Here is a 26,516-nt window from a genome sequence, read left to right on the forward strand (position 1 = left end):
GAAGGACCCAAGGCCATGTTTCCTTCCGCCGCGCTGAACGACACCGATCTCCGCCGCCGGCCGAATCCCTACGAGAAGCTGATCGAGAAGCTGGCCGCGCTGGAAGTCTTCCAGCGCCAGCTGCGCGAGTGCGACACGCAGGAGCGCGTCATCGAGATCACCGCGGACCACGTCCGCCGCCTGGTGCCCTTCTACCAGCTCGGCTTCTGGATGGTCGACCCGGAACGGCTCGAGTTCGTCCCCGGCCACTGCTATCCCGCCGCCGCCGCCCGCCCCCTGCAGGAAGTCGTGGCGGATGAGATCGGGGACGGCACCTTCGCCTGGGCGCTTCAGCAGACCCGCGCCGTCCTGGTCAACCACCAGCGGACCGGCCAGACCCTTTTCCTCAACGGCCTCTCCACGCGCAGCCGCACCCTGGGCATGTTCGTCGGCATCATCCATCCGGATGAGGTGCGGCAGCTGGAACACGCGCGGGAACTGCTCTCCCTCATCTTCCTGGGGGTGACCTACACGCTGGAAAACTTCCAGCTCCTGGCCGAGCTTAAGAAGCAGGCCTAGCCCCAGCATGCGGGCTTTTTTCCGCGCGGCCGTTTTCCTCGTCCTCCTTTTGCCCGCCCTCCTCCGCGCGGAGGGCTGGTTCCGCTCCGAAAGCGCGGGCGGCCTCTGCCTGGCCGAGACGCGCGATCCCGTCCTGAGCGACGACCTGGCCGCCCTGGCGGAGCAGGTCCGGCGGCAGGCGGGCTTTCCCGCCGCGGGGCCGGGCGGGCGGCTTCTCCTCCGCGTGGAGGACCAAGCCCCCGCCCCCGCCATTTTTACTCGGCGCGGGAAGGATTGGCAGGTCACCTTTTCCGGCCCGGCGCGGCTCGACGCCGCGTGGGTCCGCCCCTTGATGTCCGGCTGGCTCCTGCGGGACGCCGCGCAGGCGGGCCTGCCGGAGGGCGTCCAGACCCCCCCCTTCTGGCTGGCGGAAGGCGCGGTCCAAGCCGCCGTCGGCGGGCAGGAAATTCTCTTGGCGCAGATCGTCCGCCGCGCCGGGAAAGGGGGGAAGGTGCCGCCGCTGGCGGAGATTTTCCAATGGGCCGGCCCGGGAGAGGAGCCGCTCTTTTCCGCCTGGCGGCAGGCCTTCTCCTGGCGGGCGCGCGCCTTCCTGGCGGCTGATCCGGCCCGCGCCGATTTCCTGGCGAAATGGTGGCAGCCCGCCCCGGCCGATCCCGCGCTGGAGAAGGCGTGGCAGGCCTTCGCCCGCGAGCCGTCGCCCGCCGGTCCGCTCGCGTCCTGGGAGGAGACGGTGGAGGGCGTCCGCGCGGAGCGGGAGACCGGCCTGGTCCTGCCCGCGGAGGGAAAGCTGCCGGAAAAGAGCGCAGCCTGGGAGGACCTGCCCAAGCTGCGGGACGACCCGCGCTTCCGCGCGGCGGCGTCGGCGAAGATCGCCCGGATGGAGGTCATGGAAATGCGCGCGCAGTTTGCCTGGCGGCCGGTCTTGGCGCTCTACCGCGACGCGCTCGACGCCCTGGTCCGCGGTCATGCGGACCGTTTCCCGCAGCGCCTGGCGCTGGCGCGGAAAGGGGAGCGGGAAACGGCCGACCTGGCCCGCCGCGTCGGCGACTACCTCAATTGGTTCGAGGTGACGCGCGCGCCGCTGCCCCGGGCTGGATCGCCCTTCGCGGGCTACTTCAGGCTGGCGACGGAGTTCGAGGCCGCGCCCTTGTCCCCCGCCGGGCCGTAGGCGTCCAGGAGTCCGGCCACCACGCAGTCGGCGTATTCGCGGAAGATGCTCGGGTAGAAGCGGCCGCGGAAGAGGCGTTCCCCCTCGTAATCGCCCGCCACCAGGCGGCGGGCCACCGTGGCGTTGTTCATGAAATAGGGCTCCGTCGTCACCACCGGGCCGTCGTACTGCCGGTTGGCGCCCAAATTGCGGGCCACCACGTAATAGTTGCCGGGGTCGACCAGGCGGGTCGTCGCCGTGTTGCCGTATTCGACCGGCTTGAGCCGGGTGGCGGCGGTGAAGGCCCGCGCGATGGAGGCGGCCACCTCGTATTCCACCGGCGTGACCCGGTCCAGGACCTTGTAGAAAAGCCGGAGCTGCTCGTCCGGGTCCAGGGCCTCCTGCGGCGTGTAGGCCCCCTCGACGAAGAAGATGTTCCGGTTGTCGGAGACCAGGCGGCAGCGGCCGCTGGAAGGAGTGGCGTTGATGTAGAGGACCAGGGTGACGTCCGGCTGGAAGGAGCGGCGGATCTTCGCCCCGCGGGCCAGGAACTCGTATTTGCGCTCGAAGAGGAGGTGGCTCATCTCCTCGATGTGCCCGCGCAGCACGCGCTCCCGCTGGCTCGGCGGGATCACCTTCCAGCGCGGCTTCCAGTCCAGGAGCGCGGCCAGCGCCTCCTCCCGCAGGTCGGCGGGGCGCAGGTCGGTGACGGGGTCGGTGTCCCGGCGGGTGGGGAAGACGGTGGCGCCCAGGGCGGTCAGCCGCTTTTCCAAAAGGCGGGCGGTGATGAGGTTCATGTCCCCCTCCTGGATGCGGCCCACGCCGGGATAGAGGGTGGAGCGGTCCTCCACCTGCCCCCAGTCCCCGCCGATGTGGCCGGGGTCGATGGCGATGCGCAGGCCCTGGAGCGGCTTGCCCTCCGGCTTCGGGGCGGCGCGGAACTGGGCGGGCGTCCGGTAGCGCCAGGGGGCCTTTTCCTTCCCCGCCGTGGCGAAGGCCAGGTGGAACTGCTCCACGCGCCGCTCCGCGCCGCTGGGGTAGAGGGTGAAGCCCTGGTCGTCGATCTTCAGCAGGGGAACCAGCGCGCGGCCGGGGTCGAAGAGGCGCAGGGACGCCTCGAACTGGGAGCGGGTGAGCGCCCCGTCATAGCGGGCCATCCAAAACCACGGGTTAGGGCTGCCCCCGGCCTGGGTCACGGGCACGTCGGCATGCTTGCCGAAGAGCCCCGAAAAAAGCCCGGCGGCCAGGACGGGGGCGCACCAGGCGGAAAATAATCCACCGAACATCGGCGGCATCATGCCGTCCCGCGCCCGGCTGACAAGACCCGTGCGGGCCTGTTTACACCCAGGGGCCGGTTTGCTAAACCTAGCTTCCTTTTTCATGCACCATTTCCATCTTCAGAACGGCGGCCTGCACGTGGAGGGAGTCTCCCTTGACGCCCTGGCCAAGAAGCACGGCACCCCCCTCTACGTCTATTCCGGCAACACCATCCTGGACCACTTCCGCCGCCTGCGGCAGGCGATGGCGCCGGTCGATCCCATGATCTGCTATGCCGTGAAGGCCAATTCCAACCTGGCCGTCCTCCGCCTCCTGGCGAAGGAGGGGAGCGGCTTCGACGTCGTCAGCGGCGGGGAGCTCTACCGCGCCCAGCAGGCGGGGGCCGACCCGGCCCGCTGCACCTTCGCCGGCGTGGGGAAGACCCGCGCGGAAATCGAGCAGGCGCTGCGCGCCGGCATCTACTGCTTCAACGTGGAGAGCGAGCCCGAGCTGCGCTTCATCAACGAGGTGGCGGGCCGCCTCAAGAAGAAGGCCCCCGTGGCCGTCCGCGTGAACCCGAACGTCGACGCGGGCACGCACAAGAAGATCACCACCGGCACCTACGAGAACAAGTTCGGCATCGCCTTCGAGGAAGTCGCCGCCCTCTACCGCGCCGCCTCCCGCCTGCCGCACCTGCATTTGCGCGGCGTGCAGATGCATATCGGCTCCCAGATCACCGGGCCGAAGCCCTTCGTCGCCGCGGTGAAGAAGATGGCTCCCCTGGTCCGCGAGCTGAAGGCGGCCTACGGCATCGAGTTCTTCGACGTCGGCGGCGGCCTGGGCATCGTCTACGACCGCGCCCTGGAAAGCGGCGAGAAGAAGTGGTGGAAGGGCCGCCAGCCCGCCATGACGCCGGACGTCTACGCCCGGCACCTGCTGCCCCTCCTCAAGCCCCTGGGCCTGCGCATCCTCATGGAGCCGGGCCGCTTCCTGGTGGGCAACGCCGGGGTCCTCCTCACCGAGGTGCTCTACGTGAAGAAGACCGGCCGGAAGAACTTCGTCATCGTCGACGCGGCGATGAACGACCTCATCCGCCCCGCCTTCTACGACTCCTACCACGAGATCGTCCCCCTCCAGCCCCGGGGCGGCAAGGCCCTGAGCAGCGACGTCGTCGGCCCCGTCTGCGAGTCGGGCGACTTCTTCTGCCACGACCGCCCGCTGGCCCCCGTCCGCTCCGGCGACCGCCTGGCCCTTTTGAGCGCGGGCGCCTACGGCTTCACCATGGCCTCCAACTACAACACCCGTCCCCGCGCCGCCGAGGTGCTGGTCAACGGCGGCAAGCCCCGGCTGGTCCGCCGCCGGGAGGAGCTGGCCGACCTGCTGAAGGGGGAAAGCGCGTGAAGCTCCCCTTCGTCAAGATGACCGGGGCGGGGAACGACTTCGTCATGGTCGACAACCGCGCCCTTTCCTTCCCCCTGGACAAGGAGCGGATCGCCGCCCTGTGCGACCGCCGCTTCGGCATCGGCGCCGACGGCCTGCTGGCCGTGGAGCCGGGCGCGGAGGGGGCCGACTTCCGCATGCGCTACTACAACGCCGACGGCGGCGAGGCCGAGATGTGCGGCAACGGCGCGCGGTGCTTCGCCCAATACGTCCGCCACCTCGGCGCGGCCGCCGGGCAGGCCACCTCCTTCCTTACCCCCGCCGGGCGGATCGAGGCCCGTTACGAGGGGGAGGAAATCCAGCTCACCCTCACCCCGCCGCAGGACTGGAAGCTTTCCCAGACCCTCGACACCCCCGCCGGGCCGCTGGAAGTCCACTCTGTCAACACCGGCGTGCCCCACGCCGTCGTCTTCGTGCCGGACGTGGCGGCGGTCGACGTCGCCACCCTCGGCGCCGCCCTGCGCCGCCACGCGGCGTTCGCGCCGAAGGGGACCAACGCCAACTTCGTCCAGGTCACCGGGGCCGATTCCCTGCGCGTCCGCACCTTCGAGCGCGGCGTGGAGGGGGAGACCCTGGCCTGCGGCACCGGCGTCGTCGCCTCCGCCCTGCTGGCCCACCGCCTCGGCAAAGTCGCCGCGCCGGTCCGCGTCACCGTGGAGGGGCGCGCCATCCTCACCGTCGGCTTCCAGGAGGGCTACCAGAACGTCACCCTCCAGGGCCCGGCCCTCGTCGTCTATACCGGAGAAATCTCATGGAACTAGTTTTGCACGGCGTCTACACCGCCCTCGTCACCCCCTTCCGCGACGGCAAGGTCGACGAAGCCGCTTTCCGCCGTCTCGTCGAGGAACAGGTCGCCGGAGGCGTCACCGGCATCGTGCCGGTCGGCACCACCGGGGAATCGCCCACCCTGGACTATGACGAGCACTTCCGCGTCATCCAGCTGGCGGTGGAGACGGCGCAGGGCCGCGTCGCCGTCCTGGCGGGGACCGGCTCCAACAGCACCGCGGAGGCCATCAAGCTCTCCCAAGGCGCGCAGGACCTGGGGGCCGACGGCCTCCTCGTCGTCACCCCCTATTACAACAAGCCGAGCCAGGAAGGCCTCTACCGCTACTACACCGACGTGGCGGAGGCGACGAAGATCCCCCTCGTCCTCTACAGCGTCCCCGGACGCTGCGGCGTGGAGATCGGCGTGGAGACGGCGGCCCGCCTGGCCGCCCACCCGCGCATCGTCGCGCTGAAGGAGGCGGGCGGCAACGTCGACCGCGGCAGCGCGCTGCGCCAGGCCGTGCCGGAATCCTTCGCCCTCTTCTCCGGGGACGACGGGCTGACCCTCCCGTTCCTCTCCGTCGGCGCGGTCGGCGTCATCAGCGTCGCCTCCAACCTCGTCCCCCGGGAAGTCGTCGCCCTCGTCCAGGAATGGCGCGCCGGGAAATTTGCCGAGGCGGAGGCGCGCCACCGCCGCCTCTACCCGCTCTTCCGCGACCTCTTTATCGAGAGCAACCCCGTCCCCGTGAAGACCGCCCTGGCCCGCCAAGGGTGGATGACCGCCGACGTGCGCGGCCCGCTGGCTCCGGTGAGCGCGGCCAGCCTGGCCAAGCTGGAGGTTACCCTGGCCGCCCTGGGAGAGGCCCGCTGACATGAAGATCGCCGTCGTCGGCGCCGCCGGGCGCCTCGGTTCCGCCATCGTTCGCCTGGGCGGGGAGGAAACCGCGCCCGTCCGCCGCGGCGACGACCTGGCCGCCGCCGTCCGCGCCGCTTCCGCCGTCATCGACGTCAGCCACCACAGCCTGACCGGCGCGCTGGTGGACGCGGCCCTCGCGGCGGGCAGGGGCCTAGTCATCGGCACCACCGGCCATCCGGAGGCCGAGCTGGCCCGCCTGCGGGAAGCCTCCGCGAAGATCCCCGTCCTCCTGGCGCCGAACTTCTCCGTCGGCGTCACCCTCCTGGGCTTCCTGGCGCAAAAGGCCGCCGAAGTCCTGCGGGACTACGACCAGGAGATCGTCGAGATGCACCACCGGCACAAGAAGGACGCCCCCAGCGGCACCGCCCGCCGCCTGGCGGAGGTCCTCTGCGCCGTGAAGGGGAAGCCCTACGCCGCGCTGGTCCGCGACGGCCGCTCCGGGGAAACCGGGGCGCGCACGGCGGACGAGATCGGTCTCCACGCCCTGCGGGGAGGAGACGTCATCGGGGACCACACCGTCGTCTTCGCCGGGGAAGGGGAGCGGATCGAGCTGACCCACAAGGCCTCCACCCGGGACACCTTCGCCGTGGGCGCGCTGCGCGCCGCCCGCTGGATCGCGGGGAAGCCGCCCGGCTGGTACGGGATGGAAGACGCCTTGGGCCTGAAGATTTAAGGTTTCTGGAAGCGCGTGGCACGCGCGGTGCTTCGCCTTACCCATGAGTCAGCTGAAAAACCTTTGGAAGCCCGATTCCTTCACCGAATGGCTTTATCCTAAGGATCCCAACGCGCCGACTTTGGGGGAAATCGCGGCTGCCCGGGCGCAATCGCTCGGAAAGGAAAAGGCCGGTTTTCTCGGTCGTGCCATGGAGGTGCCGCGCGTCGTTCATCGGATGGGCCTGGCGAATTCCGCCTTCATCGGCGCCGAAAGCGGCCTGACGGGGCTGCTGCCTTTGGTGAGCGCGGCGTCCCCCTTGGCCCACGGCGGTTCTCCCGCGGAAGCCGTGGCCTTTGGCGTGGGGGGCTTGGCGACCAGCGCCGTGCTCCTGAAAAAGGAGCTTCTGCCCCGCTTTGCCTCCATATGGAACGAGGCCAAACAGGCCGACATGAAGGGCATCCAGGGCCGGGCGTCCGAACGGGGCGGGAAAAGCGATTAATCCGCCTGGCGGATTGAAGATTTGAGTTTCCCTGCTCATGTTAAAGACATGAGCATCACGCGCCGCCAAGCCCTCCGCACCGCCTTCTCCGCCGCCGCCGTTTCCCTGGCCGGGACCTCCCTCTTCCGGCCTTTCCTAGCCCAGGCCGCCCCGGCTCCCGCCGCCGCGCCGGCGCCCGCCGGTCCCTACGTCCTGCCGCCGCTCTCCTACGCCTACGACGCGCTGGAGCCGTACGTCGACGCCGAGACGATGCACCTCCATCACGACAAGCACCACGCCGCCTACGTCGCCAAGCTGAACGAGGCCGTCGCCGCCTACCCGGAACTGGGAAAAAAACCGGTCGACGAGCTCCTGCGCGATTTCCAGGCCGTGCCGGACGCCATCAAGAAAGCCGTCCGCAACCAGGGCGGCGGACATGCCAACCATTCCCTCTTCTGGAAGACCCTGGCGAAGAACGGCGGCTCCGGCCCGAAGGGTGAGCTGGCCGCCGCCATCGACCGCGACCTGGGCGGCCTGGAAAAGTTCCAGGCCGACTTCACGAAGGAGGCCCTGGGCGTCTTCGGCAGCGGCTGGGCGTGGGTCATCGTCGATCCGTTGACGAAGAAGCTTTCCCTGGAATCGACGCCGAACCAGGACAGCCCGCTTTTGGAGGGGAAGACCCCGCTCTTCGGCCTCGACGTCTGGGAGCACGCCTACTACCTGAAGTACAAGAACAAGCGGCCGGACTACGCGGCGGCGTTCTGGAAGGTTCTCAACTGGGACTACGTTTCCGGCCAATACGCCGATTTGAAGAAGGCCTGACGGGCCTTCTCCTCATGGAATCTCCGCAAAAACCCGTCTTACAAAAGGCGGCGGAATTCCTCGCCCGGTATCAGATCTTGGAAGGGTTGGAAGAGGTCATCGCCTACCGGGAACTCCTGGGCGAAGTCCTCAACGCGAACGGCCTGCTGGGCGAGGGGGCGGAGATCGGCGTGAAGCGCGCGGTTCGGGAATTCGCCCAGGGCCAGGGGTATAAGATCCTGACCACGGGAGTTTTTGGCCGAAATGAAGAACTGGAACTCCCTTCCTGGTTCATCATCAAGAAAAGAGCCTAAAAAGAGAAAAGCGGGCGACCGACGGGACTCGAACCCGCAACAGCCAGAATCACAATCTGGTGAACTACCATTGTTCTACGGCCGCCATTGGCAGGCCGGTTAATTAACCAGAGCGCCCCTGGAAACGCAAAGCGCTTTTCACGGGCCACCTAAGAAATTCTCCTTACCTATTTCCGTTTTACTTCGGAAGGACCTTAGATTTTAATATCAATTAATGAAAGTTGCCGTCGTGACCGGAGCCGCCGGTTTCCTGGGAAGCCATTTAACCGACCGTCTCCTGGCGGAAGGGTATCGCGTCATCGGCCTGGACGATTACGTCACCGGCAATTCGGTCAACCTGGCCCATCTGGCCAACGACCCCCGTTTCCAGTTCCAGGAGCAGGACGTCACCGAGTTCATCGAGATCCCGGGCCAGGTCGATTACGTCTTCCACTTCGCCTCCCCCGCCAGCCCGATCGATTACCTCCAGGTGCCGATCCCCACGCTGAAAGTCGGCGCCCTGGGCACCCACAACAGCCTGGGCCTGGCCAAGGCGAAGAAGGCTTCCTTCTTCCTGGCCTCCACCTCCGAGTGCTACGGCGACCCCCTCGTCCACCCGCAGACGGAAGACTACTGGGGCAACGTCAACCCCATCGGGCCGCGCGGCTGCTATGACGAGGCCAAGCGCTTCGCCGAGGCGATGACGATGGCCTACCACCGCTACCACCACGTCGACACGCACATCGTCCGCATCTTCAACACCTACGGGCCCCGCATGCGCCTGCAGGACGGCCGCGTCGTCCCCGCCTTCCTGGGGCAGGCCCTCCAGGGGCAGCCGCTCACCGTCTTCGGCGACGGGAGCCAGACCCGCAGCTTCTGCTACGTCTCCGACCTGATCGACGGCATCTTCCGCCTCTCCCGGGCCGACTACCACGAGCCGGTGAACATCGGCAATCCGCTGGAGCTGACCATCAAGGAATTCGCCGAGCGGATCGTCCGCCTCACCGGCACGAAGAGCGCCATCTCCTACCAGCCGCTGCCGACCGACGATCCCAAGCAGCGCCGCCCGGACATCACCCGCGCCAAGACCCTCCTGGGCTGGGAGCCGAAGGTCGACCTGGAAGCGGGCCTGCGGGAAACCATCGCCTACTTCAAAACCCGCCTTGCGGAGGTCGTTCCTTAGGTGATGTGAAGACGCGCTTTCCCATGCGTGCGGGCGCGGTCCTTTGGACGGCCTTTTTCTTTGTGGCCGCCGGGGTGGGTTTTTTGCAGGCCGCCCCGGACGCGGCCAACACGCCGCTTTCCCCGGACATCCCGCCGGGCAGCTCCAGCCCCGTCTTCACCGCGCCGGCGGCGCAGAGCGGCCTGGGCGTCGGCGGCACGCCCGTGCCGGAGAACGAGGGCCACCCCTCCGACGATAAGGAATACTACACGAAGCTCTTCAACCGGGTCCTGGAACTGGTCCGCCGCGACTACGTCGACGCGGACAAGGCCACCTACCGCAAGCTCGTCTACGCCGCCCTGGCCGGCATGCTCGGCTCCCTCGACCCGCACAGCCAGTTCCTGGAGGAAGAGGACTTCGCCATGATGGAGCGGGACACCCACGGCCTCTTCACCGGCCTGGGCCTCATCCTGGGCCTGGACAAGAACAACTCGATGGTCGTCGTCTCCGCATTGGAGGACACGCCCGCCTCCCGCGCCGGGCTCCTGCCGGGGGACCACATCCTGCGCATCAACGGCGTCTCCACGCAGAAGATGCCCTTCGCCGTCGCCATCCGCGCCCTGCGCGGCAAGCGCGGGGACCAGGTCCACCTTACCGTCTACCGGCCGCAGTCCTTCCTGGCCAAGGCCACCGACGAGAGCGGCGACAAGACGCCGGAAGCCTCCCTCAACATCTTCGACGTGACCCTCACGCGGGAACTTCTCCAGGTCGACACGGTGAAGGAAGTCCGCGTCCTGCCCTCCACCGGCCCCAACCAGCCCCGCATCGGCTACATCCGCATCGAGCAGTTCGCGGAGGACACCGCCGCCGACTTCGCCAAGGCCCTCCAGACCCTCAAAGACCAGGACGTCCAGGCCCTCGTCCTGGACCTGCGGAACAATCCCGGCGGCGTCCTCCAGGCCGCCGTCGACATCGCGGGCTCCTTCCTGCCGCGGGGCACCGTCATCGTCTCCACCACCGGCCGGGCCGCCGCCGCCCGGCACGAGTTCGCCGCGCGCCTGTCCGGGCCGCCCGCCACCTACCCCGTGGCCGTCCTGGTCAACGAATACAGCGCCAGCGGGCCGGAAATGGTCTCCGGGGCGCTGCAGGACCTGCGCCGCGCCGTCATCGTCGGCCAGCCCACCTTCGGCAAGGGGTCGATGCAGAGCGTCATCAGCCTGGGGGACAGCGTCGGCATCCGCCTGACCACGGCGAAGTATTACACCCCCAACCACCGCCTCATCAACGAGCGCGGCATCACGCCGGACATCCTGGTCCCCGTCACCACGCGGGAGCAGCGGGACCTGGTCCTCCTTCACTCCCCCTCGCTCCTCACCCCGGAACAGAAGACGGAGATCGCCAACTTCCGCGACACCCAGCTGGAGCGCGCCGTCATCGCCCTGCGCGGCGTCCTCCTCCACGACGCGCGCTCCGCGCAGGACGCCGCGCCGCCGATCCCCAAGGCCCTTCCCCCCGCGCCGGAGCCGGAAGTCGTCTTCCCGGCGATTCCCGTGACGCCTCCGGCCGACGCGTCCGCCGCCCCCGCGCCTTCCCCTGCCGGGACGAACTCCCCCGCCGCAAACGGCGCGGCATTGCCGCCGCCCCCGTCGCCGGAAATCGTCCTGCCCGCCAAGTCGGCCGCGCCTCCCGCCGCCGCACCGGCCGCCGTGCCGGTGGAGAATCCCGCGCCCCAGGAAGTCGCCCCGCTGAAGGCCACCCCCGTCCCGGCCAGCGATCCGGCGGCCCCGCCGCTGCCCCAGGGCGGCGACTCCTCCGACTGATGGCCTGGCTCGGCATCGAGACTTCCTGTGACGAGAGCGCGGCCTCCGTCATCGAGGCGTCCGGGCGCTCCCTGCGCATCCTCTCCTCCCTGGTCGGCTCCCAGGTGGCCCGCCACCGCCCCTACGGCGGCGTGGTGCCGGAAGTCGCCGTGCGGGAACATCTGCGGAATCTCCCCGTCCTGGTCCCCAGCGCGCTGGAGGAGGCCGGAATCGCCCCCGAGGCGCTGGAGGGAATCGCCGTCACCCAGGGGCCTGGCCTGGCCACCTCCCTCCTGGTCGGCCATGCCTACGCGCGCGGCCTCGGCCTGCGGCTGGGCCTGCCCGTGCGGGGGATCAACCATTTGGAAGGCCACCTCCTCTCCCCGTTCTTTGACGACGCGGGCGGGGCGGCCTTCCCGTTCGTCGGCCTGGTGGTCAGCGGCGGGCACACCCTCCTGGTCGAGGCGCGCGGCTGGGGCGATTACGTGCGGCTGGGCGGCACCGTGGACGACGCGGCGGGGGAAGTCTTCGACAAGGTGGCGCGGCTCCTGGGCCTCGGCTATCCCGGCGGACCGGAGATCGAGGGGATCGCCCGGGAAGGGGACGCCCTCGCGCATGACTTCCCGCAGAGCTTCCCGGAGCGGGACAACTTCAACTTCAGCTTCAGCGGGCTGAAGACCTCCGTCCGCTACTTCCTGGAAAAGCACCCGGAGAAGCTGGCCGACCGCGCCTTCGTCGCCGACGTGGCCGCCTCCTTTCAGCGGGCCGTCGTCGAGGTGCTGATCCGCAAGGCCGTCCGCGCCGCCCGGGCCCGCGGTGTGAAGGCGGTGGCCATGGCGGGGGGCGTCGCCTGCAACGGCGCGCTCCGCGCCGCGCTGGGAGCGGCGGTGGAAAAGGCGGGTCTGCGCCTCGCCGTCGCGCCCGCCTCCCTCTGCACGGACAACGCCGCCATGATTGCCGGAATCGCCGCTTTGAAGCAGGCCGCCGGAGCGGTTCCGGACGGGGTGCCGGACGACGTCGATCCGAACCTCTCTCTCTTCGCTTCCAGGGCCGTGTAACGATTCGATGACGCGGCGGTTTTCCGTGGAATAACGGATGAAATAGGCGAATTATAAAGCGTAGGAAAAAACTACTTACCGAAGGAAAAAACTATGAGCGATTGGAATGCCTCCGCGGATCGTGCCATTGGCCAGCAGCTGCGCCTGAACGAAATTCGTCAGCGTAAGCTCATCGAAATTCCGAAGGGCACGCCTCGTGCCGGGGCCAAGGTGGACGTTCCCGCTCCGACGGTTTCCACCGGCATCGACCCGGACATCCATTTCCGGCCGCTCGGCTAGTTCACTCTCCCGCCAGCCATGGCGCGCCCCGGTCCGGGAGCGCTCCGTGCGCGGCGATTTCGACGACGGGCAGCCCCGTCCACTCCCGCAGCGCCGCGCCGTTCGTCCGCGCGGCCAGATCCCCCTCCGGCGAAAGGTGGTGGTTCAGCACCACGCCCGCCACGTCCAGCCCGCTTTTCCCCACGCTTTCGATCGTCAACAGGACGTGATTGAGCGTCCCCAGGCCGCCGTGGCCCACGATGACCACCGGCAGGCCGAGTTCCTTGGCCCAATCGGCCACGGTCCGCTTTTTTTCCAGCGGCACCAGCCAGCCGCCCACGCCCTCCACCGCCACGTGGGAAAAGCGCGCCCGCGCGGCGGCGATCGAGGCGCCGATCGCGTCGTAGTCGATCCGGCCCGTTTCCTTCGGCTGGAGGGAGGCGACCCAGGGGGAGAGCGGAAGGTCGAAGACACACGGATTGATCGCGTCGAGGGAAAGGGCGTCCTGCGCGGCGGCTTGGAGCTCTTTGGCGTCGTCCCGGTCGCCCGCGCTGATCGGCTTGAGGCCCACCGCGCTCACGCCCCGGGCGCGCCAGTGGCGGACCCATTGGGTGGTGAAGCGGGTCTTCCCCACGCCGGTGCCGGTGCCCGTGACGAAGAGCTGCACGGGGCCCCTATTCCAAGCCCTTGGCCCGCAGCCGCCGCCGCGCGTCGAAGACGTAGAGCGTGAAGTAGGCGACGAGGAATGGCGCCAAAAGCGCGGTGCCGCCATAGACCAGGGCCTGGGAGACGAGCGTGCCGTGCGGCCATTTCTCCGCCATTTGGGCGACGTCCCCCACGATGAGAAGAGCCAAAAACCACGGGAAGATCCCCGCCACCAACCGCAGGTCTCCGCCGGAAAAGAGGCCATCCTTTCCGCTAAAGCGGACCAAATCCCCGGCCCGGCGCAGGGCAAAGAGGCCGCTCCACTTCTCCAAGATTACCACCTGCGGGACAATGAGGTAGCGCACGGCCAGAAGCAGGGCGGGATAGGCCACGACCGTGGCGAGGGCAAAGGCCAGCGGGCGCAGCCAGCCCATGCTTCCCCTGGCAAACGTGATAAAAACGCCGACCAAGAGAATCCAGGAGGAAAGAACGCAGGCGCGCAGGAACTGCGTCCAGAGAAGGGCGCCCAGCCGCCCGCGCAGGGCGCGGAAGGCTTCCCTCACGGAGGCCCGGCCCGTCCGGTCGAGCGCGCCGTAGTAGGCGGTAAGGACCGCCTCCCCCGCGACCAGGACGGCCACGGCCAGCGCGACGAGGGCCCAGGCCTTGCCGGAATGCATCCACGGGGGAGGCTCGCCGTTCGTTTGCAGGGGGGTGGGGAAGAAGTGGTTGAAGACCTGAACCGGCAGCTGCATGAGCAGGGCCAGCGGGCAGACCGCCCAAAAGCCGTGGCGATAGAGTTCCCATGCGCGGGAGAGAAGGGAGGTGGCGGACTCGCCCACCGCCGGCGGTTCCTCCCACGCGGCGGGTTCGGATTCCGGTTCAGGTTCGGGAGCGGCGGGCGGCTCCGGCGCGGGGGCGGGCACTTCGGCGAAGGTGAGGAAAGGCCCCTCCTGCGGGGTGCCTTCCACGCGCAGACGGCTGGAGTCCGCCAGCTTTCCTTCAGCCCGCCAGCGGAGGAGCGTTGCATACGGCACGGGTCCGTACATGTGTCCGTCCGGGGCGTGATAAAGGTAGCGTGGCATGGGAGGGGGTTATTTTAGCGCCTGGACAGGGGCGGAGCGCAATTCCGAACAAAAAAACATTGCGCGAAAGGCCCGTGTTTGGAAAATGACCCTTTCACACATTTATGGCCACGCTTACCGACAAATACGCCGAGAACGTCGCCGGCAAATACTACGTCGACACCCAGTGCATCGACTGCGACCTCTGCCGCGAGACGGCCCCCAGCAATTTCACCCGCCAGGATGACGGCGGCTACTCCTACGTCTACAAGCAGCCCTCGACCCCCGAGGAAGAGACCGCCTGCAAAGAGGCCAAGGAAGGCTGCCCCGTCGAGGCCATCGGCGACGACGGCGCCTAAGCCTTCTTCCATCCCCGTAAAACGACGAAGCCCGAGTGTTTACTCGGGCTTCGCTTTTTTCCAGTAGGCGATCTTCGCCAGCGCCAGCGCCTCCAATAGTTCCTCATAGGAGCCGAAGCGGTCTTCCGGCCGCCGTTGCAGGGCCCGGTCGATGATCGCCGCCGTCTCTTCCGAGACGTGCGGAGCCACGCTCCGCAGCGGCGGCGGCGGGCCTTCGCCGCCTTCTTCATAGCGCCGCGCCACCTTTTCCAAATCCTGCTCCAAATGGGGCGCGCGTCCCGTCAGGGCGTGAAAGAGCGTCGCCCCCAGGCTGTAGATGTCGCTGGCGAAGCCCTCCGGCGCCCGTTCCAGCCGTTCCGGCGGCAGGTAGCCGGCGGTGCCCCAGACCTCCCCGGCGTTTTCCTGCGGGGCCAGGGAGGGGAGGCAGAGGCCGAAGTCGACCAGCTTCGGATGGCCGACGGGGGAGAAGAGAATGTTGGCGGGCTTGATGTCGCGGTGGACCAGGCCTTGCGCGTAGGCCTTTTTCAACCCGGAGGCGATGCCCCGGCCCAGGTCGAGCGCCTCGGCCTCCCCCATCGGCCCGTGCGCGGCGATCCGCTGCTCCAGGTTGCCGCCCTGGAGGAACTCCGTCGCCAGGTAGACGAGGGAGTCGTGCTGCCCGGAATCGAGGAATTCCACGATGTTCGGGTGGTGGAGGGAGAGGAGCGTCTCCGCTTCCTGGAGGAGGTTTTCCTGGAAGCCGGGGGTGTTCAGATGGCCGCGGTGGATGATCTTCAGCGCCACCCAGCGCCGGGCGGGCGGGTCGAAGGCCAGGTAGACGGTGGCCATGCCGCCGGCGCCCAGCTTTTGCTCCACCAGGTAACGGCCAAAGGGGACGCGGTGGACAAAGGAAGTGCCGCATTGCGGGCAGATCATCTCCGTGCCGGGCGGCACCGCCTCCGCGGACATCGCCCCGCAGGAGGGGCAGGCGGGGACGGCGGCGGAAGGGTCCATGGATTTATTACTAATCGACTGGCCGGGAAAAGCAAAAGAGAAGAAGGCTCGCCCGCGCCGCGCGGCGGTGGTCCAATGGGGGCGCCTCTATGCATTTTTCCGCCGAAGATCTCATCCCTCACCGGGACCGCCGCCTCGACCAATTTCTGGCCGAGGTTCTGAACCGTTCCCGCGCCGCCGTCCAGACCGCCATCGAGGCGGGCGGCGTCACCGTCACCCCGGGCAAGGGCCCCGGGACGAAGGCCTCCTACCGCCTGCGGGCGGGGGACGCCGTCGACGTGCGGGAGGAAACCCTGGAACGCCCCGTTTCCGAGGCGCCGCCGGAGGGGGAAGCGATGCCCCTCTCCATCCTCTTCGAGGACGAGGCCCTCCTGGTCCTGGACAAGCCGCCCGGCCTGGTCGTCCATCCGGCGGCGGGCCACGATTCCGGCACCCTGGTCAACGCGCTGGTCCACCACTGCGGCCCGGCCTTGGCCTCCCGGGGCGGGGCGACGCGCCTCGGCATCGTCCACCGGCTCGACAAGGAAACCAGCGGCGTCATCGTCGTGGCCAAGAGCGACCTGGCCCATGAGCGCCTGGCCTCCCAGTTCGCCGCACGCACCGTGCGGAAGGTCTACCAGGCCCTTTGCCGGGGCCACTTCCGGCGGCCTAACGGGCACTGCCACGGCTCCATCGGGCGGCACCCCGTCCAGCGGCAAAAGATGGCCGTCATCCCCAAGGGGAAGCCCTCCACCACCGCGCGGGAAGCCCACACGGAATACCGCGTCCTGAAGCAGGGGAAGTCGGGCGCCCTCGTCGAGTGCCTTCTCCACACCGGGCGCACCCACCAGATCCGCGTCCACCTGGCCCACTTGGGCCATCCCGTCATCGGCGACATCGTCTACGGGCGGGACCGCACCGCGTGGAAAAACCAAATCGCCCGCCGCCAGATGCTCCACGCCCACCGGCTGGGCCTGCGGCATCCCCTGACCGGGAAAGAGATTGAATTCGAGGCCCCGCTTCCCGAGGATTTTTCCTCCCTTTTGGCCTTTCTATGAATCCCGACTCCAAGATCCGGTTCCGCGAGGCCCTGGGCCGCTACGTCGAGATCCTCAAGCGGGAGGGCGTGAGCCAGGTGCCTCTGGACCGCCGGGCCCGCCAGGCCCTGGGCCGCCGCCGCGCCCCGGCTCCCGCCGCCGCGCCGGCCCCGCGCCCGGTCCGGGAGAGCGGGCCGGTACCTTCCCCCGCGAAGGCCTCCACCCCCGTCTCCGCGCCAAAGGCCGCCGTCACCATGCCCCTTTCCGCGGAGGCGGACGCCCCCGCCGCGGCGATCGCGCCGGAGCCAGTCCCCGCCGGGAGCAAGGCGGAGCGGCTGGCCGTCATCTCCGCCCGCGCGCGGGAATGCCAGCGGTGCCCGCACCTGGCCGCCTTCCGGACGAACGTCGTCGTCGGGGAGGGGAATCCCGACGCCAAACTCATGTTCGTCGGCGAAGCCCCCGGCGCGGACGAGGACAAGAGCGGCCGCCCCTTCGTGGGCCGGGCCGGGCAGCTCCTCAACAAGATGATCGAGGCCATGGGCCTCACCCGGGAAGACGTCTACATCGGCAACATCCTCAAGTGCCGCCCGGACATGCCCGCGGGCGCGCCGGGCAACCGCAAGCCCACCCCGGCGGAGATGAAGACCTGCATGCCCTACATCCTGGCGCAGATCGAAATCATCGAGCCGACCGTCATCGTCGCCCTGGGGGCCACCGCGCTGGAATCCCTCCTGGACACCAAGCTCCCCATCAGCAAGCTGCGGGGGAAATTCGTCGATTTCCGCGGCATCCAGATGATGCCCACCTTCCACCCTTCCTACCTCCTCCATAACCCGACCAACGAGACGAAGCGGAAGGTCTGGGAAGACCTCCTCCAGGTCATGGAGACCCTGAAGATGCCGATCAACGAGAAGCAGCGGGGCTTTTTCCTCGGTGCCGGCCGTTGAGCCTGCTACGCTTCCCTCATGAATAGCAAAGGCCGCGTCCTCCTCGGCATGAGCGGGGGGGTCGACTCCAGCGTCGCCGCCCACATGCTCAAAGAGCAGGGGTGGGAAGTCATCGGCGTGACCATGAAGGTCTGGCCCCAGGACTGCCTTTCCCGCGCGGAGGACAAGTGCTGCGGGCCGCAGGCCGTCGCCGACGCGCGCAGCGTCGCCCACGCCCTCGGCATTCCCCACTACGTCGTCGACGAGGCCGACGAGTTCGAGAAAGTCGTCATCGACTACTTCAGCAGCGAATACCGCCAGGGCCGCACGCCCAACCCGTGCGTCATGTGCAACGAGAAGCTCAAATTCGGCCGCCTCCAGCAAAAAGCCCTGGCTCTGGGCGCCACCCACGTCGCCACCGGCCACTACGCGCAGATCGACCACACGCCGCAGGGAGCCGTCCTCCGCCGCGCCCGCGATCCGCGCAAGGACCAGTCCTACTTCCTCTTCAGCCTCCGCCAGGACCAGCTGGCCAAGTCCCTGACCCCCCTGGGCCACCTGGAAAAGCACGAGGTGCGCGCGGTGGCCAAGCAGCTCGGCCTGAAAGTCTACGACAAGGAGGACAGCCAGGAGATCTGCTTCGTCCCCGGCAACGACTACGCCGGATTCCTCAAGAGCCACCTGGGCGAGAAGGCCTTCCACCCCGGCGGCATCTACCACCGGGACGGCACCCGCCTGGGCGAGCACGAGGGGATCGAGCTTTACACCGTCGGCCAGCGCAAAGGCCTGCCCGGCGGGCAGGGGAAGCCGCTCTACGTCGTCGACATCGATCCCGAGTCCCAGCGCGTCATCGTCGGCGACTATGACGACCTGATCCGGACCGACTGCACCATCGCCCAGACGAACTGGCACGGCGGCGATCCCGCCCCTGGCACGGAGATCACGGTGAAAATCCGCTACAACTGGGCCGCCGTCCCCGCCCGCGTCGAGACGCTCCCCGGCCACCGGGCCCGCCTCGTCTTCGCCGAGCCGCAGCGCTCCGTCTCTCCCGGCCAGGCGGCGGTCTGCTACGTCGGCGACACCGTCATCGGCGGCGGCTGGATCGAGCGGAGCGAGGTGGCCGTCCCCGCGCCCGCCCTTGTCGGATGACGCCGATCGTCGTCCACGTCACCGTCCCGGACGCCGTCCTGGGCGCGGCCATCGGCCGGGCCCTGGTGGAGGAAAGCCTGGCCGCCTGCGCCAGCATCGTCCCCGGGATCACCTCCATCTACCGCTGGCAGGGAGAAATCCAGCAGGCCGCCGAGCACCTGCTGGTCATCAAGAGCGCCCAGGAACTATGGGAGCCGCTTCAGGAGGCGATCCGCGCCCGCCACCCCTACGAGGTGCCGGAGATCGTCGCCTTCAAGGCGGAAGGCGCGTGGGAAGGCTACGCCGCCTGGTGGCGGGAGTGCCTCGGCTTCTAGCTTTCTAGCGCCGGATCCGCACCGCCCAGCGGGCGATCTTCCCCGCGTAGGCAAAGAGGAGGAACCCGCTTAAGAAGTGGAGGAAGGAGGGCAGCACCCCGCCCACGTTGCGGAAAAACGGGGAGAGAAGCAGGGCGCTGGCCAGGGCCAGCCCGCCGGTAAAGGTCCACCAGATCCCCAGGACGGTCAGCGCGCCGCGGATGATCCCTTCCTCGTTGGCGGAGGCGTGGCGCTCCGTCTCCTTGAAGCCCAGGACGTCGGCCAGCCGCTGGCAGGAGAACATGAGGATCACCGCCAGGACGGCGCGGAGCAGGAGCGCCTCGAAGCGGTAGGAATTGCCGCTGAACCGCTCGAAATAGCCATGGGGCGGCACCGCCGCCGGCAGGTCGGACACCGCCGTGATGAAGAGGTAGAGGGCCAGGAGCTGGGCCCCGACGAGGAACCAGGAGCGCGCGTTCATTTTAAAATCGAATGCGGATAGCCAGACGCGCGATGCGGGCGGCCCCCAAAATCAGGAGCAACGCGCAGGTGAATAGGAAAAGCGTTCCGAACCCGATGACCCAATTGGGGGTGCGCCCTTGAATGAAATAGATGCAGGCCATTTCGAACAATCCGGTCAGGAAAGGGAAAAGCCACAGGATGCCGATAATGGAGATCCCCGCGCGGATCAAGGACTCCTCGGCTATTTCCGCTGTGGTTTGAGGCTGTGCGTCGTATCCCAGACACGTGGCGATGCGTCGCGTCCCCACCGTCAGAATAAGGCCGGAGGCCGCGTTCACGATGAGCTGATACAAGCCATGCGGCCCCGGAAAAATGTGGATCGCGGTCGAAGCCGGGTCCAGCAGCATGGCGAGCGACGAAAAGACGTCGGCAAGCTGGTAGATGCCCAGCAAGTGCAAGCCGGCGACGAAAAGCGAGCGTGCGTTCATTTCACTCGGATGCGGATAAGCCAGCGGGCGATCCGCGCCGCGCCGGTGAGGAAGATCAGGCCGCTGACCAGGGCCAGGGAGGGGATGAGAAGGAAGAAGAGGCTGCGCGGGGAGGAGGCCTTGTGCGGAAAGAACAGCAGCAGGACCAGGGTGATGGCGGCGAAGGCCGCGCAGAGGATGCCGAAGACTTGGAGCCAGAGGGTGAGGCTTTCCGTTTCCTTTTGCTCCGCGCCGGGATCGCTTTCCCGGTAGCCGGCGCGGGAGACGATCCGCTCCGCGTAGACGACGCTCCCGGCCCCGACCAGGATGTCCAGGCCGATGCCGATCCAGGCCGCCGGCTGGGAGGGGATGAGGAAGGCTTCAAAGAGGCCCCACAGCCCATTGCCCGCCATGCCCAGGCCCACGAGCTGCACCGCGACGATGAGCTGGGACCGGCGGGTCATGGCGCTTAAGCCAGGGCGGCCAGGAGGCGGGGGAGCAGCTCGTCGATGGCGACGCGCTCCTGCTTCATGGAATCGCGGTGGCGCAGGGTGACGGTGTCCTTCGGGCCTTCCTTGCCTTCCAGGGTCTCGAAGTCGACGGTGACGCCGAAGGGGGTGCCCGCCTCGTCCATCCGGCGGTAGCGGCGGCCGATGGCGCCGCTCTCGTCGTAGAAGACGACCATGTGGCGGCGCAGCTTTTCGACGATTTCCTTGGCCTTGGCGACCAGCTCCGGCTTGTTCTTCAGCAGCGGGAAGACGCCCACCTTGATGGGGGCGATCTTCGGCGCGAAGCGCAGGACGACGCGGACCTCCTCGTTGCCCTTCTCGTCGGTGGTCTTTTCCTCGTCGTAGGCCTGGCAAAGGACGGCCAGGACGGTGCGGTCCAGGCCCGCGCTGGGCTCCACCACGTGGGGGACCAGGCGTTCCTTGGTCTCCTCGTCGAAGTAGTCCAGGGCCTTGCCGCTCTTTTCCTGGTGGCGGGAAAGGTCGTAGTCGGTCCGGTAGGCGATGCCCTCCAGCTCCTGCACGCCGAAGGGGAACTCGTATTCCAGGTCGTAGGTCTTCTTGGAGTAGAAGGCGCGCTCGCCGTCCGGGATGTCGTTGACGCGGATCTTGGTGCGGGGGATGCCGATCTCCTCATACCAGCGCAGGCGGTCCTCCAGCCACTGGTCGGTCAGGGCCAGGCCCTGGTCGGGCTTGCAGAAGTATTCGACTTCCATCTGCTCGAACTCGCGGGAGCGGAAGGTGAAGTTGCGGGGGTTGATCTCGTTGCGGAAGGCCTTGCCCACCTGCGCGATGCCGAAGGGGAGCTTCTTGCGGGCCACCTCCAGCACGTTCTTGAACTGGACGAACATGGCCTGCGCCGTTTCCGGGCGGAGGTAGGTGATGGCGCTCTCATCCTGCACCGGGCCGACGTAGGTCTGGAAGAGGAGGTTGAACTTGCGCGCGGGCATCAGCTCCCCGCCGCATTCCGGGCAGGAGCCGGGCTTCTGGCCCTTCTTGTTCGGCGGGATCTGGTCGGCGCGGAAGCGGCTCTTGCACTCCTTGCAGTCGACCATGTCGTCGGAGAAATTGGCCTCGTGGCCGGTGGCCTGCCAGACGGCGCGGTTCATGAGGATGGCGCCGTCCATGCCCACGATGTCGTCCCGGTACTGGGTCATGGAGCGCCACCAATGGTCGCGGATGTTCCGCTTCAGGTCGGCGCCCAGCGGGCCGTAGTCCCAGACCCCGTTCAGCCCGCCGTAGATCTCGGAGGACTGAAAGATGAAGCCGCGCCGCTTGCAGAGAGCGACGATCTTTTCCATGATCTGGTTTTCCGTCTTAGTTTCCGCCATAAGGGGCTCTAGAATTAAAGAAGCGTGCCGAAATTGGAAGAAACAAAACTTTTGAAGGGGGCTTCCCGCAAAGCCGTGCGCCACATGGAGGCCGTCACCCTGACGGCCTGGCACCGGCTGCGCCGCTTCCTGGCCCAGCTGAGCCTCTCCACCCTGGGAGCGGTGGCGCTGGGGGTTTTGGCCGTATTCCTGATCCTGCGCTTCTACGGCCTGCCGCCGCAGGTGAAGAATTACCTCCTGCGGGAACTGCGGGCCCGGGGGCTCAACGTTTCCATCGGCCGCGTCCTCCTGGACCCCGCCGGGGCGGTCATCGCGCGGAACGTGCGCGTCTACCGGACCCCGGCGCAGGACGACCTTCTGGTGGGCGTCAGCCGGGTGCGGCTGGGCATCGGCTGGTTTTCCTGGTGGCAGGGGCGGCCCTTTTTGCAAAGCGCGGAGGTGAGCAATGCCACCGTCCGCTTCCCCCTGACGGAGCGGACCACCGCCGCCCTGGAAGACGTCCACGCCCATATCGAGTTCAATTCCCAGGGCCTCGTCGTCCGTTCCGCGGAGGCCCGCATCCTCAACCTCCTGGTCAGCCTGCGCGGGGCCATTCTCCTTAACGGCCCGCTGCCGCGCCCTAAAGTTCCCGACGATCCCGATGCCGCCCGCCTCCACGCGCAGCGGCTGGAGGCGGCCTGGCGCCAGGCGGAGGATATCTCCGGCCGCTTCGACCCCCAGCACCCCCTGCGCCTCCACATCGACTTCACCGTGCCCACCGCCTCCCCGCTCGACGCCACGGCGCGCGTCGTCTTAAGCGGGCACGACGTCCGCTTTTCCGGGGCGCTGGTGCGGGAGATCGGGGCGGAGGCGGCCTATGCCAACCAGGTGGCCACCCTTTCGGCTCTGACCGTGCAGCTCTCCCGCGGCGCGTTGACTGTGACGGGGGAGGCCGACCTCAAGCAGCAGCGCGCCCACGCCGAGTTCTACAGCGACCTCGACTTCACCCCGCTGGCCGTGGCGCTGCCCTGGCGGGCGGGGGAGGCGGTCAGCCGCCTCGACTTCGGCGATCTGCCCGTCTTCAGCGGCCACGCGGAGGGCAGCTGGAAGGACGCCAAGCCGGACTGGAAAATGCAGGCTGACGTCGACTGGGAGAACTTCACCTACGGCGGCGCGCCGTTCCGCCGCCTGGTCATCCCGATCGCCTGCGACGGGCAGCGCCTCTTTATTCCCACCGCCGTTTTGGAGAGCGACCGCGGGTCCGTCCGCCTCGACGCCCTCTACGACCGGGCCATTCCCTCCATGCGGGCGAAGCTCGATTCCAACCTGGACATCACCCTTCTCACCGGCCTGGTCAGCCCGGCCTTTGACCGCTTCCTGGAGAGCCTCCACTTCAACGTCGCCGGCCCCGTGGCCTCCATCACCGTCTCCGGCTCCGGCAACGATCCGCGCCAGTGGCTCCTCTCCGGCCACGCCAAGGTGGAGAACTGCTCCTACAAGAAGATCGCCCTGGATTCGCTGGAAACCGACTTCACCTTCCAGGACCTTGTCCTGGGGCTGAAGAACTTCACCGTCCGCCGCCCGGAGGGGACCGTGCGCGGGGAGTTCCAGGACGACTTCGGCCGCCGCATCGTCCGCATCGGCGGCCTGGCGGCCGACGTTGACCTGCAGGCCGTCGCCCCCGCGCTGGGAAACAAGTTCGCCGGCTACGTCGCCCCCTACCGCTTCGACAAGCCGCCGAAGGCGAAGTTCTCCGGCCTCGTCGATCTCAACGACGACCGGGAAAAGCTGGAGACGAACCTGGTCGTCGACTTCGACTCCCCCGGCACCTTGCATTACATGCTCTACAAGTATCCTTTGGACATCGCCAAGGCCAAGGGCCGCCTCCGCGTCGAGGGGCGTTCCCTCTCCCTGCGCTGCGACGAGGGGCAGCTCTTCGACGGAAAGCTAAACGGCACCCTGGGCGTCGGCTTCCAGACGAAGGACCCCTCTCTGCGCGCCTCCTTCAAGCTGGACGGCGGCGACTTCCACCAGGCCATGTCCAAGCTCTACAAGAACGAGCAGGCCAGCGGCACCGTCACCCTCCAGATGAGTCTGGCGGGCATCCTGGGGAACCTGTCCTCCTTTACCGGGGACGGCTCCATCGGCGTGGAGAACGGTTACATCCTCTCCATTCCCTTCCTGGGCGGCCTCTCCAACCTGGTGGGGGCGATCATCCCCGGCTTCGGCGCCAGCAAGGCCGACCACGGCAGCTGCACCTTCAAGATCGCCGACGGCGTCCTCCACACCGACGACCTGACCATCTCCAGCCTCACCTTCAGCGCCATCGGCAACGGCCAGGCGGACTACGTCCGCAACGCCCTCGACTTCGACGTCCGCGTCAACGTGCGCGGCATCGTCGGCCTCCTCCTCTTCCCGGTCAGCAAGCTTTTCGAATATCACGGGAGCGGCACGCTGGAGAACCCCGTCTGGAAGTCCAAGATCCTATGAGCAAAGACCCCTTCAAGGGGCGCCGCTTCGGCGCCCACACCTCGATCGCCGGCGGCGTGGCCCGCGCGGTGGAACGCGCGCAGGCCGTCCGCTTCAGCGCGGCGCAGATCTTCGTCAAAAACAACAAGCAGTGGATGGCCCCGGCCCTTCCGGCGGAGGAGGCCAAGGCCTTCCGCCAGGCCGCCGACAAGTCCGGCATCTTCTTCTTCGGCCACAGCGGCTACCTCATCAACCTCGGCTCCGCCAACCCGGAGATGGTGGAGAAGTCGGTTGCCTCCCTGGTGGCGGAGCTGGACCGCGCGGAGGCGCTGGGGCTGCCCTTCGTCGTCCACCACCCCGGCAGCCACGGCGGCGACGGGGAGGAGGCGGGCCTGGAGCGGATCAGCACCCGCCTGAAGGAAGTCATCCAGGCCACCAAGGGGCACAAAGTCCGCCTCGCCCTGGAGGTCACCGCCGGGCAGGGGGGCCACCTGGGCTGGCGCTTCGAACACCTGCGCGCCCTCATCGACCGCGCGGGGAAAGCCGGGGAGAAGCGCCTGGGCGTCTGCCTGGACACCGCCCACCTCTTTGCCGCCGGCTACGACCTGCGCACCCCCGCCGATTACAAGAAGACCATGGCCGAGTTCGAGAAAGTCATCGGCAAGGACTGGCTCCTGGCCTTCCACCTGAACGATTCCAAAGTCCCCTTCGCCTCCCGCAAGGACCGGCACGACCATCTGGGGGAAGGGGAGATCGGCCTGGAGGCCTTCCGCCAAATCGTCGCCGACCCTCGCTGGCGGGACGTCCCCATGGTCCTGGAAACGCCCAAAGAAGAAGAAATGGCCGAGGACGTTGAGAACTGGAAGAAACTTTACGCGTCTATTAAGTAATTGATAGCGAGGAATATCGGGAAACTTTTTTTTGGTCTATTTTATGCTTCCTCTAAAATTATGAAGGCGATCGGATGGACGAATTTTGCCTTAGTGGCGATGGCAACTTTACTTCTCGGCATCCAGTCGAGCGATGCGGCGCAGGCCGTGGCCGGCAGGACGATTTACACGGGAGGATTTCCCAATTTCTATTACACGTTAAACTCGACTCGTACCGGGCCTTGGGACGCCTCCTACGTGGGTTATTCCAGCAGCAGCGGATGGGTGGAAACCATCGGCGCCTTCGTGAACAACGTAAACCCCGGCTCCTATGCCGGCTCCACCGTGCATCAGGTGACCAGCAACGGCTTGCTTTGCTGGGAAGTGAGCACCTCGGCCTCTTTTGGATCGCAATTGGTTCCCTCGGACGGATACGTGTGGATGTGGCTTGATCTGAATGATTTGACGGAGAACACGACCTCCACAACCCCTCCTTTGGGCAGCCTCGCCTGTGCCCTGACGGGGCAGGAAAAAGTGGCCTTGAACTGGAAAACGGAGTGACGCACATGAAAAAATTGGATTGGGCGGTCCGCTTGCTGGTCTTGTCGGCGGTTTTGGCTTTCCCGGCTCCCGGACGCGCCGCGCAAGTCATCCAGGGGAACGCGATTTATGCGAATTTGAATTTTGTGGGGTACACAGCCACCTCCGGCCACGGCAATCCCAACTCCCCGACTTTGATGACCTCCAATGGGATGATCATTAACGCCTTGGGCGGCAATAGTTCGACGACGCCCGGCTGCAGCTGGGTCGACTTCAACGAATTAACGGTCAACCAGGCGGTGGAAGTGCCCGTCGGCGTGTTGGCGTGCCGCTCGACTCCCGACGCCAACGTGCGGGTGGAATGGAGGGTGCAATGAAGTTTTTGAAGGCAAGCGTGACGTTCGCCCTCATGCTGGCGCTGGTTTTTGTCTGGGTGCCGATCCATGCGAAAGCCGCCTCTCTCAAAGGGCAGAGCGTGTATGGCACTTCCGGCACCGATCTATGGTCGGGCGGTTCCATCGGCTACGGCAGCGGCGCAAGCCTGCTCACCACCAACGGCCTCATTGTCCATTGCTCCAATTCCGGCCTTGCCAGCACCAATACCTACGGCGCGTTTGGAAGCATCCTATCCAACTGGCAGGGCGCCTGGGCCGATCTCAGCGACATCGCCATCAACACGGCTTCGACTCCCCCGCCGACGGGCTCCCTCTCCGTCAACAAGTCGCAGGGCGGCGCCGGAGGCGTCCAGCTTAACTGGAGCGTGACGCCTTCTCCCACAAATTAACCCGGCGGCGCGGAAGCCCTCCGCCCCCCGTCATCCCCGCTTAAAATAGGGGTTGGATTCGTTGTCCGCCGTCCTATCCT

The 26,516-nt window shown here is 67.6% G+C and carries 31 protein-coding genes and 1 tRNA gene; 23 read left to right on the plus strand and 9 right to left on the minus strand.

Annotation, left to right across the window (positions count from 1 at the left end; genetic code table 11):
* The first annotated feature begins 15 nt into the window (after positions 1-15).
* Both PW734_07765 and PW734_07770 read left to right on the plus strand, forming a co-directional pair.
* On the plus strand, positions 16-558 hold the full coding sequence (locus PW734_07765) for a hypothetical protein (protein ID MDE1171087.1): 543 nt from the start codon (positions 16-18) through the stop codon (positions 556-558).
* Positions 559-565: 7 nt separating this feature from the next.
* A complete protein-coding gene (locus PW734_07770) occupies positions 566-1,726 on the plus strand; it encodes a hypothetical protein (protein MDE1171088.1) in 1,161 nt (386 codons plus the stop codon).
* On the opposite strand, the gene PW734_07775 is transcribed toward PW734_07770, so the two are convergent.
* A complete protein-coding gene (locus PW734_07775; GenBank protein MDE1171089.1) occupies positions 1,669-2,991 on the minus strand; it encodes an N-acetylmuramoyl-L-alanine amidase in 1,323 nt (440 codons plus the stop codon). The two genes, PW734_07770 and PW734_07775, sit on opposite strands and share 58 nt — an antisense overlap.
* A 94-nt stretch (positions 2,992-3,085) precedes the next feature.
* On the opposite strand from PW734_07775, the gene lysA reads away from it, so the two are divergent.
* Genes lysA through PW734_07810 form a run of 7 tightly spaced genes read left to right on the plus strand, consistent with a single transcriptional unit; the run spans position 3,086 to position 8,331 of the window.
* The gene (gene lysA, locus PW734_07780; protein ID MDE1171090.1) at positions 3,086-4,363 is read left to right on the plus strand and encodes a diaminopimelate decarboxylase; all 1,278 of its coding nucleotides are present in this window, start codon (positions 3,086-3,088) and stop codon (positions 4,361-4,363) included.
* The gene (gene dapF / locus PW734_07785; protein ID MDE1171091.1) at positions 4,360-5,163 is read left to right on the plus strand and encodes a diaminopimelate epimerase; all 804 of its coding nucleotides are present in this window, start codon (positions 4,360-4,362) and stop codon (positions 5,161-5,163) included. The genes lysA and dapF overlap by 4 nt, the downstream gene beginning before the upstream one ends.
* Positions 5,154-6,038, plus strand: coding sequence for a 4-hydroxy-tetrahydrodipicolinate synthase (gene dapA, locus PW734_07790; protein MDE1171092.1), 885 nt, complete (start codon positions 5,154-5,156; stop codon positions 6,036-6,038). The genes dapF and dapA overlap by 10 nt, the downstream gene beginning before the upstream one ends.
* 1 nt (position 6,039) lies before the next feature.
* Positions 6,040-6,756, plus strand: a complete 717-nt coding sequence (dapB, locus tag PW734_07795) for a 4-hydroxy-tetrahydrodipicolinate reductase (protein MDE1171093.1) — start codon at positions 6,040-6,042, stop codon at positions 6,754-6,756.
* 43 nt (positions 6,757-6,799) lie between these two features.
* The gene (locus PW734_07800) at positions 6,800-7,237 is read left to right on the plus strand and encodes a hypothetical protein (protein MDE1171094.1); all 438 of its coding nucleotides are present in this window, start codon (positions 6,800-6,802) and stop codon (positions 7,235-7,237) included.
* A 48-nt stretch (positions 7,238-7,285) separates the two neighbouring features.
* The gene (locus tag PW734_07805) at positions 7,286-8,038 is read left to right on the plus strand and encodes a superoxide dismutase (protein ID MDE1171095.1); all 753 of its coding nucleotides are present in this window, start codon (positions 7,286-7,288) and stop codon (positions 8,036-8,038) included.
* A gap of 14 nt (positions 8,039-8,052) precedes the next feature.
* Entirely contained in the window at positions 8,053-8,331 is a 279-nt protein-coding gene (locus PW734_07810; GenBank protein ID MDE1171096.1) for a hypothetical protein, read from the plus strand.
* A gap of 13 nt (positions 8,332-8,344) precedes the next feature.
* On the opposite strand, the gene PW734_07815 is transcribed toward PW734_07810, so the two are convergent.
* Positions 8,345-8,416, minus strand: a tRNA-His gene (locus PW734_07815).
* Between the two features lie 129 nt (positions 8,417-8,545).
* On the opposite strand from PW734_07815, the gene PW734_07820 reads away from it, so the two are divergent.
* The 4 genes from PW734_07820 (at position 8,546) to PW734_07835 (ending at position 12,608) form a co-directional block, all read left to right on the plus strand.
* Positions 8,546-9,493, plus strand: a complete 948-nt coding sequence (locus PW734_07820) for an SDR family oxidoreductase (protein MDE1171097.1) — start codon at positions 8,546-8,548, stop codon at positions 9,491-9,493.
* Between the two features lie 5 nt (positions 9,494-9,498).
* The gene (locus PW734_07825) at positions 9,499-11,292 is read left to right on the plus strand and encodes a S41 family peptidase (protein ID MDE1171098.1); all 1,794 of its coding nucleotides are present in this window, start codon (positions 9,499-9,501) and stop codon (positions 11,290-11,292) included.
* Complete coding sequence (tsaD, locus tag PW734_07830; protein MDE1171099.1) at positions 11,292-12,329, plus strand: tRNA (adenosine(37)-N6)-threonylcarbamoyltransferase complex transferase subunit TsaD; 1,038 nt, start codon at positions 11,292-11,294, stop codon at positions 12,327-12,329. The genes PW734_07825 and tsaD overlap by 1 nt, the downstream gene beginning before the upstream one ends.
* Positions 12,330-12,422: 93 nt before the next feature.
* Positions 12,423-12,608: a hypothetical protein gene (locus tag PW734_07835; protein ID MDE1171100.1), complete on the plus strand. Its 186-nt coding sequence runs from the start codon at positions 12,423-12,425 to the stop codon at positions 12,606-12,608.
* Position 12,609: 1 nt separating this feature from the next.
* Here PW734_07835 and bioD read toward each other — a convergent pair whose 3' ends face one another.
* A complete protein-coding gene (gene bioD, locus PW734_07840; GenBank protein MDE1171101.1) occupies positions 12,610-13,254 on the minus strand; it encodes a dethiobiotin synthase in 645 nt (214 codons plus the stop codon).
* A gap of 7 nt (positions 13,255-13,261) precedes the next feature.
* Positions 13,262-14,314 carry a hypothetical protein gene (locus PW734_07845; GenBank protein ID MDE1171102.1) on the minus strand — a complete coding sequence of 351 codons (1,053 nt, stop codon included), beginning with the start codon at positions 14,312-14,314 and terminating at the stop codon, positions 13,262-13,264.
* Positions 14,315-14,418: 104 nt separating this feature from the next.
* On the opposite strand from PW734_07845, the gene PW734_07850 reads away from it, so the two are divergent.
* Complete coding sequence (locus PW734_07850; GenBank protein ID MDE1171103.1) at positions 14,419-14,652, plus strand: ferredoxin; 234 nt, start codon at positions 14,419-14,421, stop codon at positions 14,650-14,652.
* Positions 14,653-14,691: 39 nt separating this feature from the next.
* On the opposite strand, the gene PW734_07855 is transcribed toward PW734_07850, so the two are convergent.
* On the minus strand, positions 14,692-15,645 hold the full coding sequence (locus PW734_07855; GenBank protein MDE1171104.1) for a protein kinase: 954 nt from the start codon (positions 15,643-15,645) through the stop codon (positions 14,692-14,694).
* 89 nt (positions 15,646-15,734) lie between these two features.
* Between PW734_07855 and PW734_07860 the strand changes: the two genes are divergently transcribed.
* The 4 genes from PW734_07860 to PW734_07875 are packed head-to-tail and all read left to right on the plus strand — an operon-like array spanning position 15,735 to position 19,050.
* Entirely contained in the window at positions 15,735-16,682 is a 948-nt protein-coding gene (locus tag PW734_07860) for an RluA family pseudouridine synthase (GenBank protein ID MDE1171105.1), read from the plus strand.
* Positions 16,679-17,608 carry a uracil-DNA glycosylase gene (locus PW734_07865; protein ID MDE1171106.1) on the plus strand — a complete coding sequence of 310 codons (930 nt, stop codon included), beginning with the start codon at positions 16,679-16,681 and terminating at the stop codon, positions 17,606-17,608. Before PW734_07860 ends, PW734_07865 begins: the two co-directional genes overlap by 4 nt.
* An 18-nt stretch (positions 17,609-17,626) precedes the next feature.
* Entirely contained in the window at positions 17,627-18,736 is a 1,110-nt protein-coding gene (gene mnmA, locus PW734_07870) for a tRNA 2-thiouridine(34) synthase MnmA (GenBank protein MDE1171107.1), read from the plus strand.
* Positions 18,733-19,050, plus strand: a complete 318-nt coding sequence (locus PW734_07875) for a divalent-cation tolerance protein CutA (protein MDE1171108.1) — start codon at positions 18,733-18,735, stop codon at positions 19,048-19,050. Before mnmA ends, PW734_07875 begins: the two co-directional genes overlap by 4 nt.
* A 4-nt stretch (positions 19,051-19,054) precedes the next feature.
* On the opposite strand, the gene PW734_07880 is transcribed toward PW734_07875, so the two are convergent.
* Genes PW734_07880 through PW734_07895 form a run of 4 tightly spaced genes read right to left on the minus strand, consistent with a single transcriptional unit; the run spans position 19,055 to position 21,795 of the window.
* Complete coding sequence (locus tag PW734_07880; protein ID MDE1171109.1) at positions 19,055-19,510, minus strand: hypothetical protein; 456 nt, start codon at positions 19,508-19,510, stop codon at positions 19,055-19,057.
* A 1-nt stretch (position 19,511) separates the two neighbouring features.
* Complete coding sequence (locus tag PW734_07885; protein ID MDE1171110.1) at positions 19,512-19,979, minus strand: hypothetical protein; 468 nt, start codon at positions 19,977-19,979, stop codon at positions 19,512-19,514.
* The gene (locus PW734_07890) at positions 19,976-20,422 is read right to left on the minus strand and encodes a hypothetical protein (protein MDE1171111.1); all 447 of its coding nucleotides are present in this window, start codon (positions 20,420-20,422) and stop codon (positions 19,976-19,978) included. The genes PW734_07885 and PW734_07890 overlap by 4 nt, the downstream gene beginning before the upstream one ends.
* Positions 20,423-20,427: 5 nt before the next feature.
* Positions 20,428-21,795 carry a glycine--tRNA ligase gene (locus PW734_07895; protein ID MDE1171112.1) on the minus strand — a complete coding sequence of 456 codons (1,368 nt, stop codon included), beginning with the start codon at positions 21,793-21,795 and terminating at the stop codon, positions 20,428-20,430.
* Between the two features lie 84 nt (positions 21,796-21,879).
* On the opposite strand from PW734_07895, the gene PW734_07900 reads away from it, so the two are divergent.
* The 5 genes from PW734_07900 to PW734_07920 all read left to right on the plus strand — a co-directional run bounded on the left by PW734_07900 (position 21,880) and on the right by PW734_07920 (position 26,436).
* On the plus strand, positions 21,880-24,264 hold the full coding sequence (locus tag PW734_07900) for an AsmA-like C-terminal region-containing protein (GenBank protein ID MDE1171113.1): 2,385 nt from the start codon (positions 21,880-21,882) through the stop codon (positions 24,262-24,264).
* Complete coding sequence (locus PW734_07905) at positions 24,261-25,133, plus strand: deoxyribonuclease IV (GenBank protein ID MDE1171114.1); 873 nt, start codon at positions 24,261-24,263, stop codon at positions 25,131-25,133. Before PW734_07900 ends, PW734_07905 begins: the two co-directional genes overlap by 4 nt.
* A gap of 60 nt (positions 25,134-25,193) precedes the next feature.
* The gene (locus PW734_07910; GenBank protein MDE1171115.1) at positions 25,194-25,673 is read left to right on the plus strand and encodes a hypothetical protein; all 480 of its coding nucleotides are present in this window, start codon (positions 25,194-25,196) and stop codon (positions 25,671-25,673) included.
* Positions 25,674-25,864: 191 nt separating this feature from the next.
* The gene (locus PW734_07915; protein MDE1171116.1) at positions 25,865-26,029 is read left to right on the plus strand and encodes a hypothetical protein; all 165 of its coding nucleotides are present in this window, start codon (positions 25,865-25,867) and stop codon (positions 26,027-26,029) included.
* A 17-nt stretch (positions 26,030-26,046) separates the two neighbouring features.
* Positions 26,047-26,436, plus strand: coding sequence for a hypothetical protein (locus tag PW734_07920; protein MDE1171117.1), 390 nt, complete (start codon positions 26,047-26,049; stop codon positions 26,434-26,436).
* Positions 26,437-26,516 lie beyond the last annotated feature (80 nt).

Origin of the sequence: Verrucomicrobium sp. (assembly GCA_028283855.1) — a bacterium.
Lineage (GTDB): Bacteria > Verrucomicrobiota > Verrucomicrobiia > Methylacidiphilales > GAS474 > GAS474.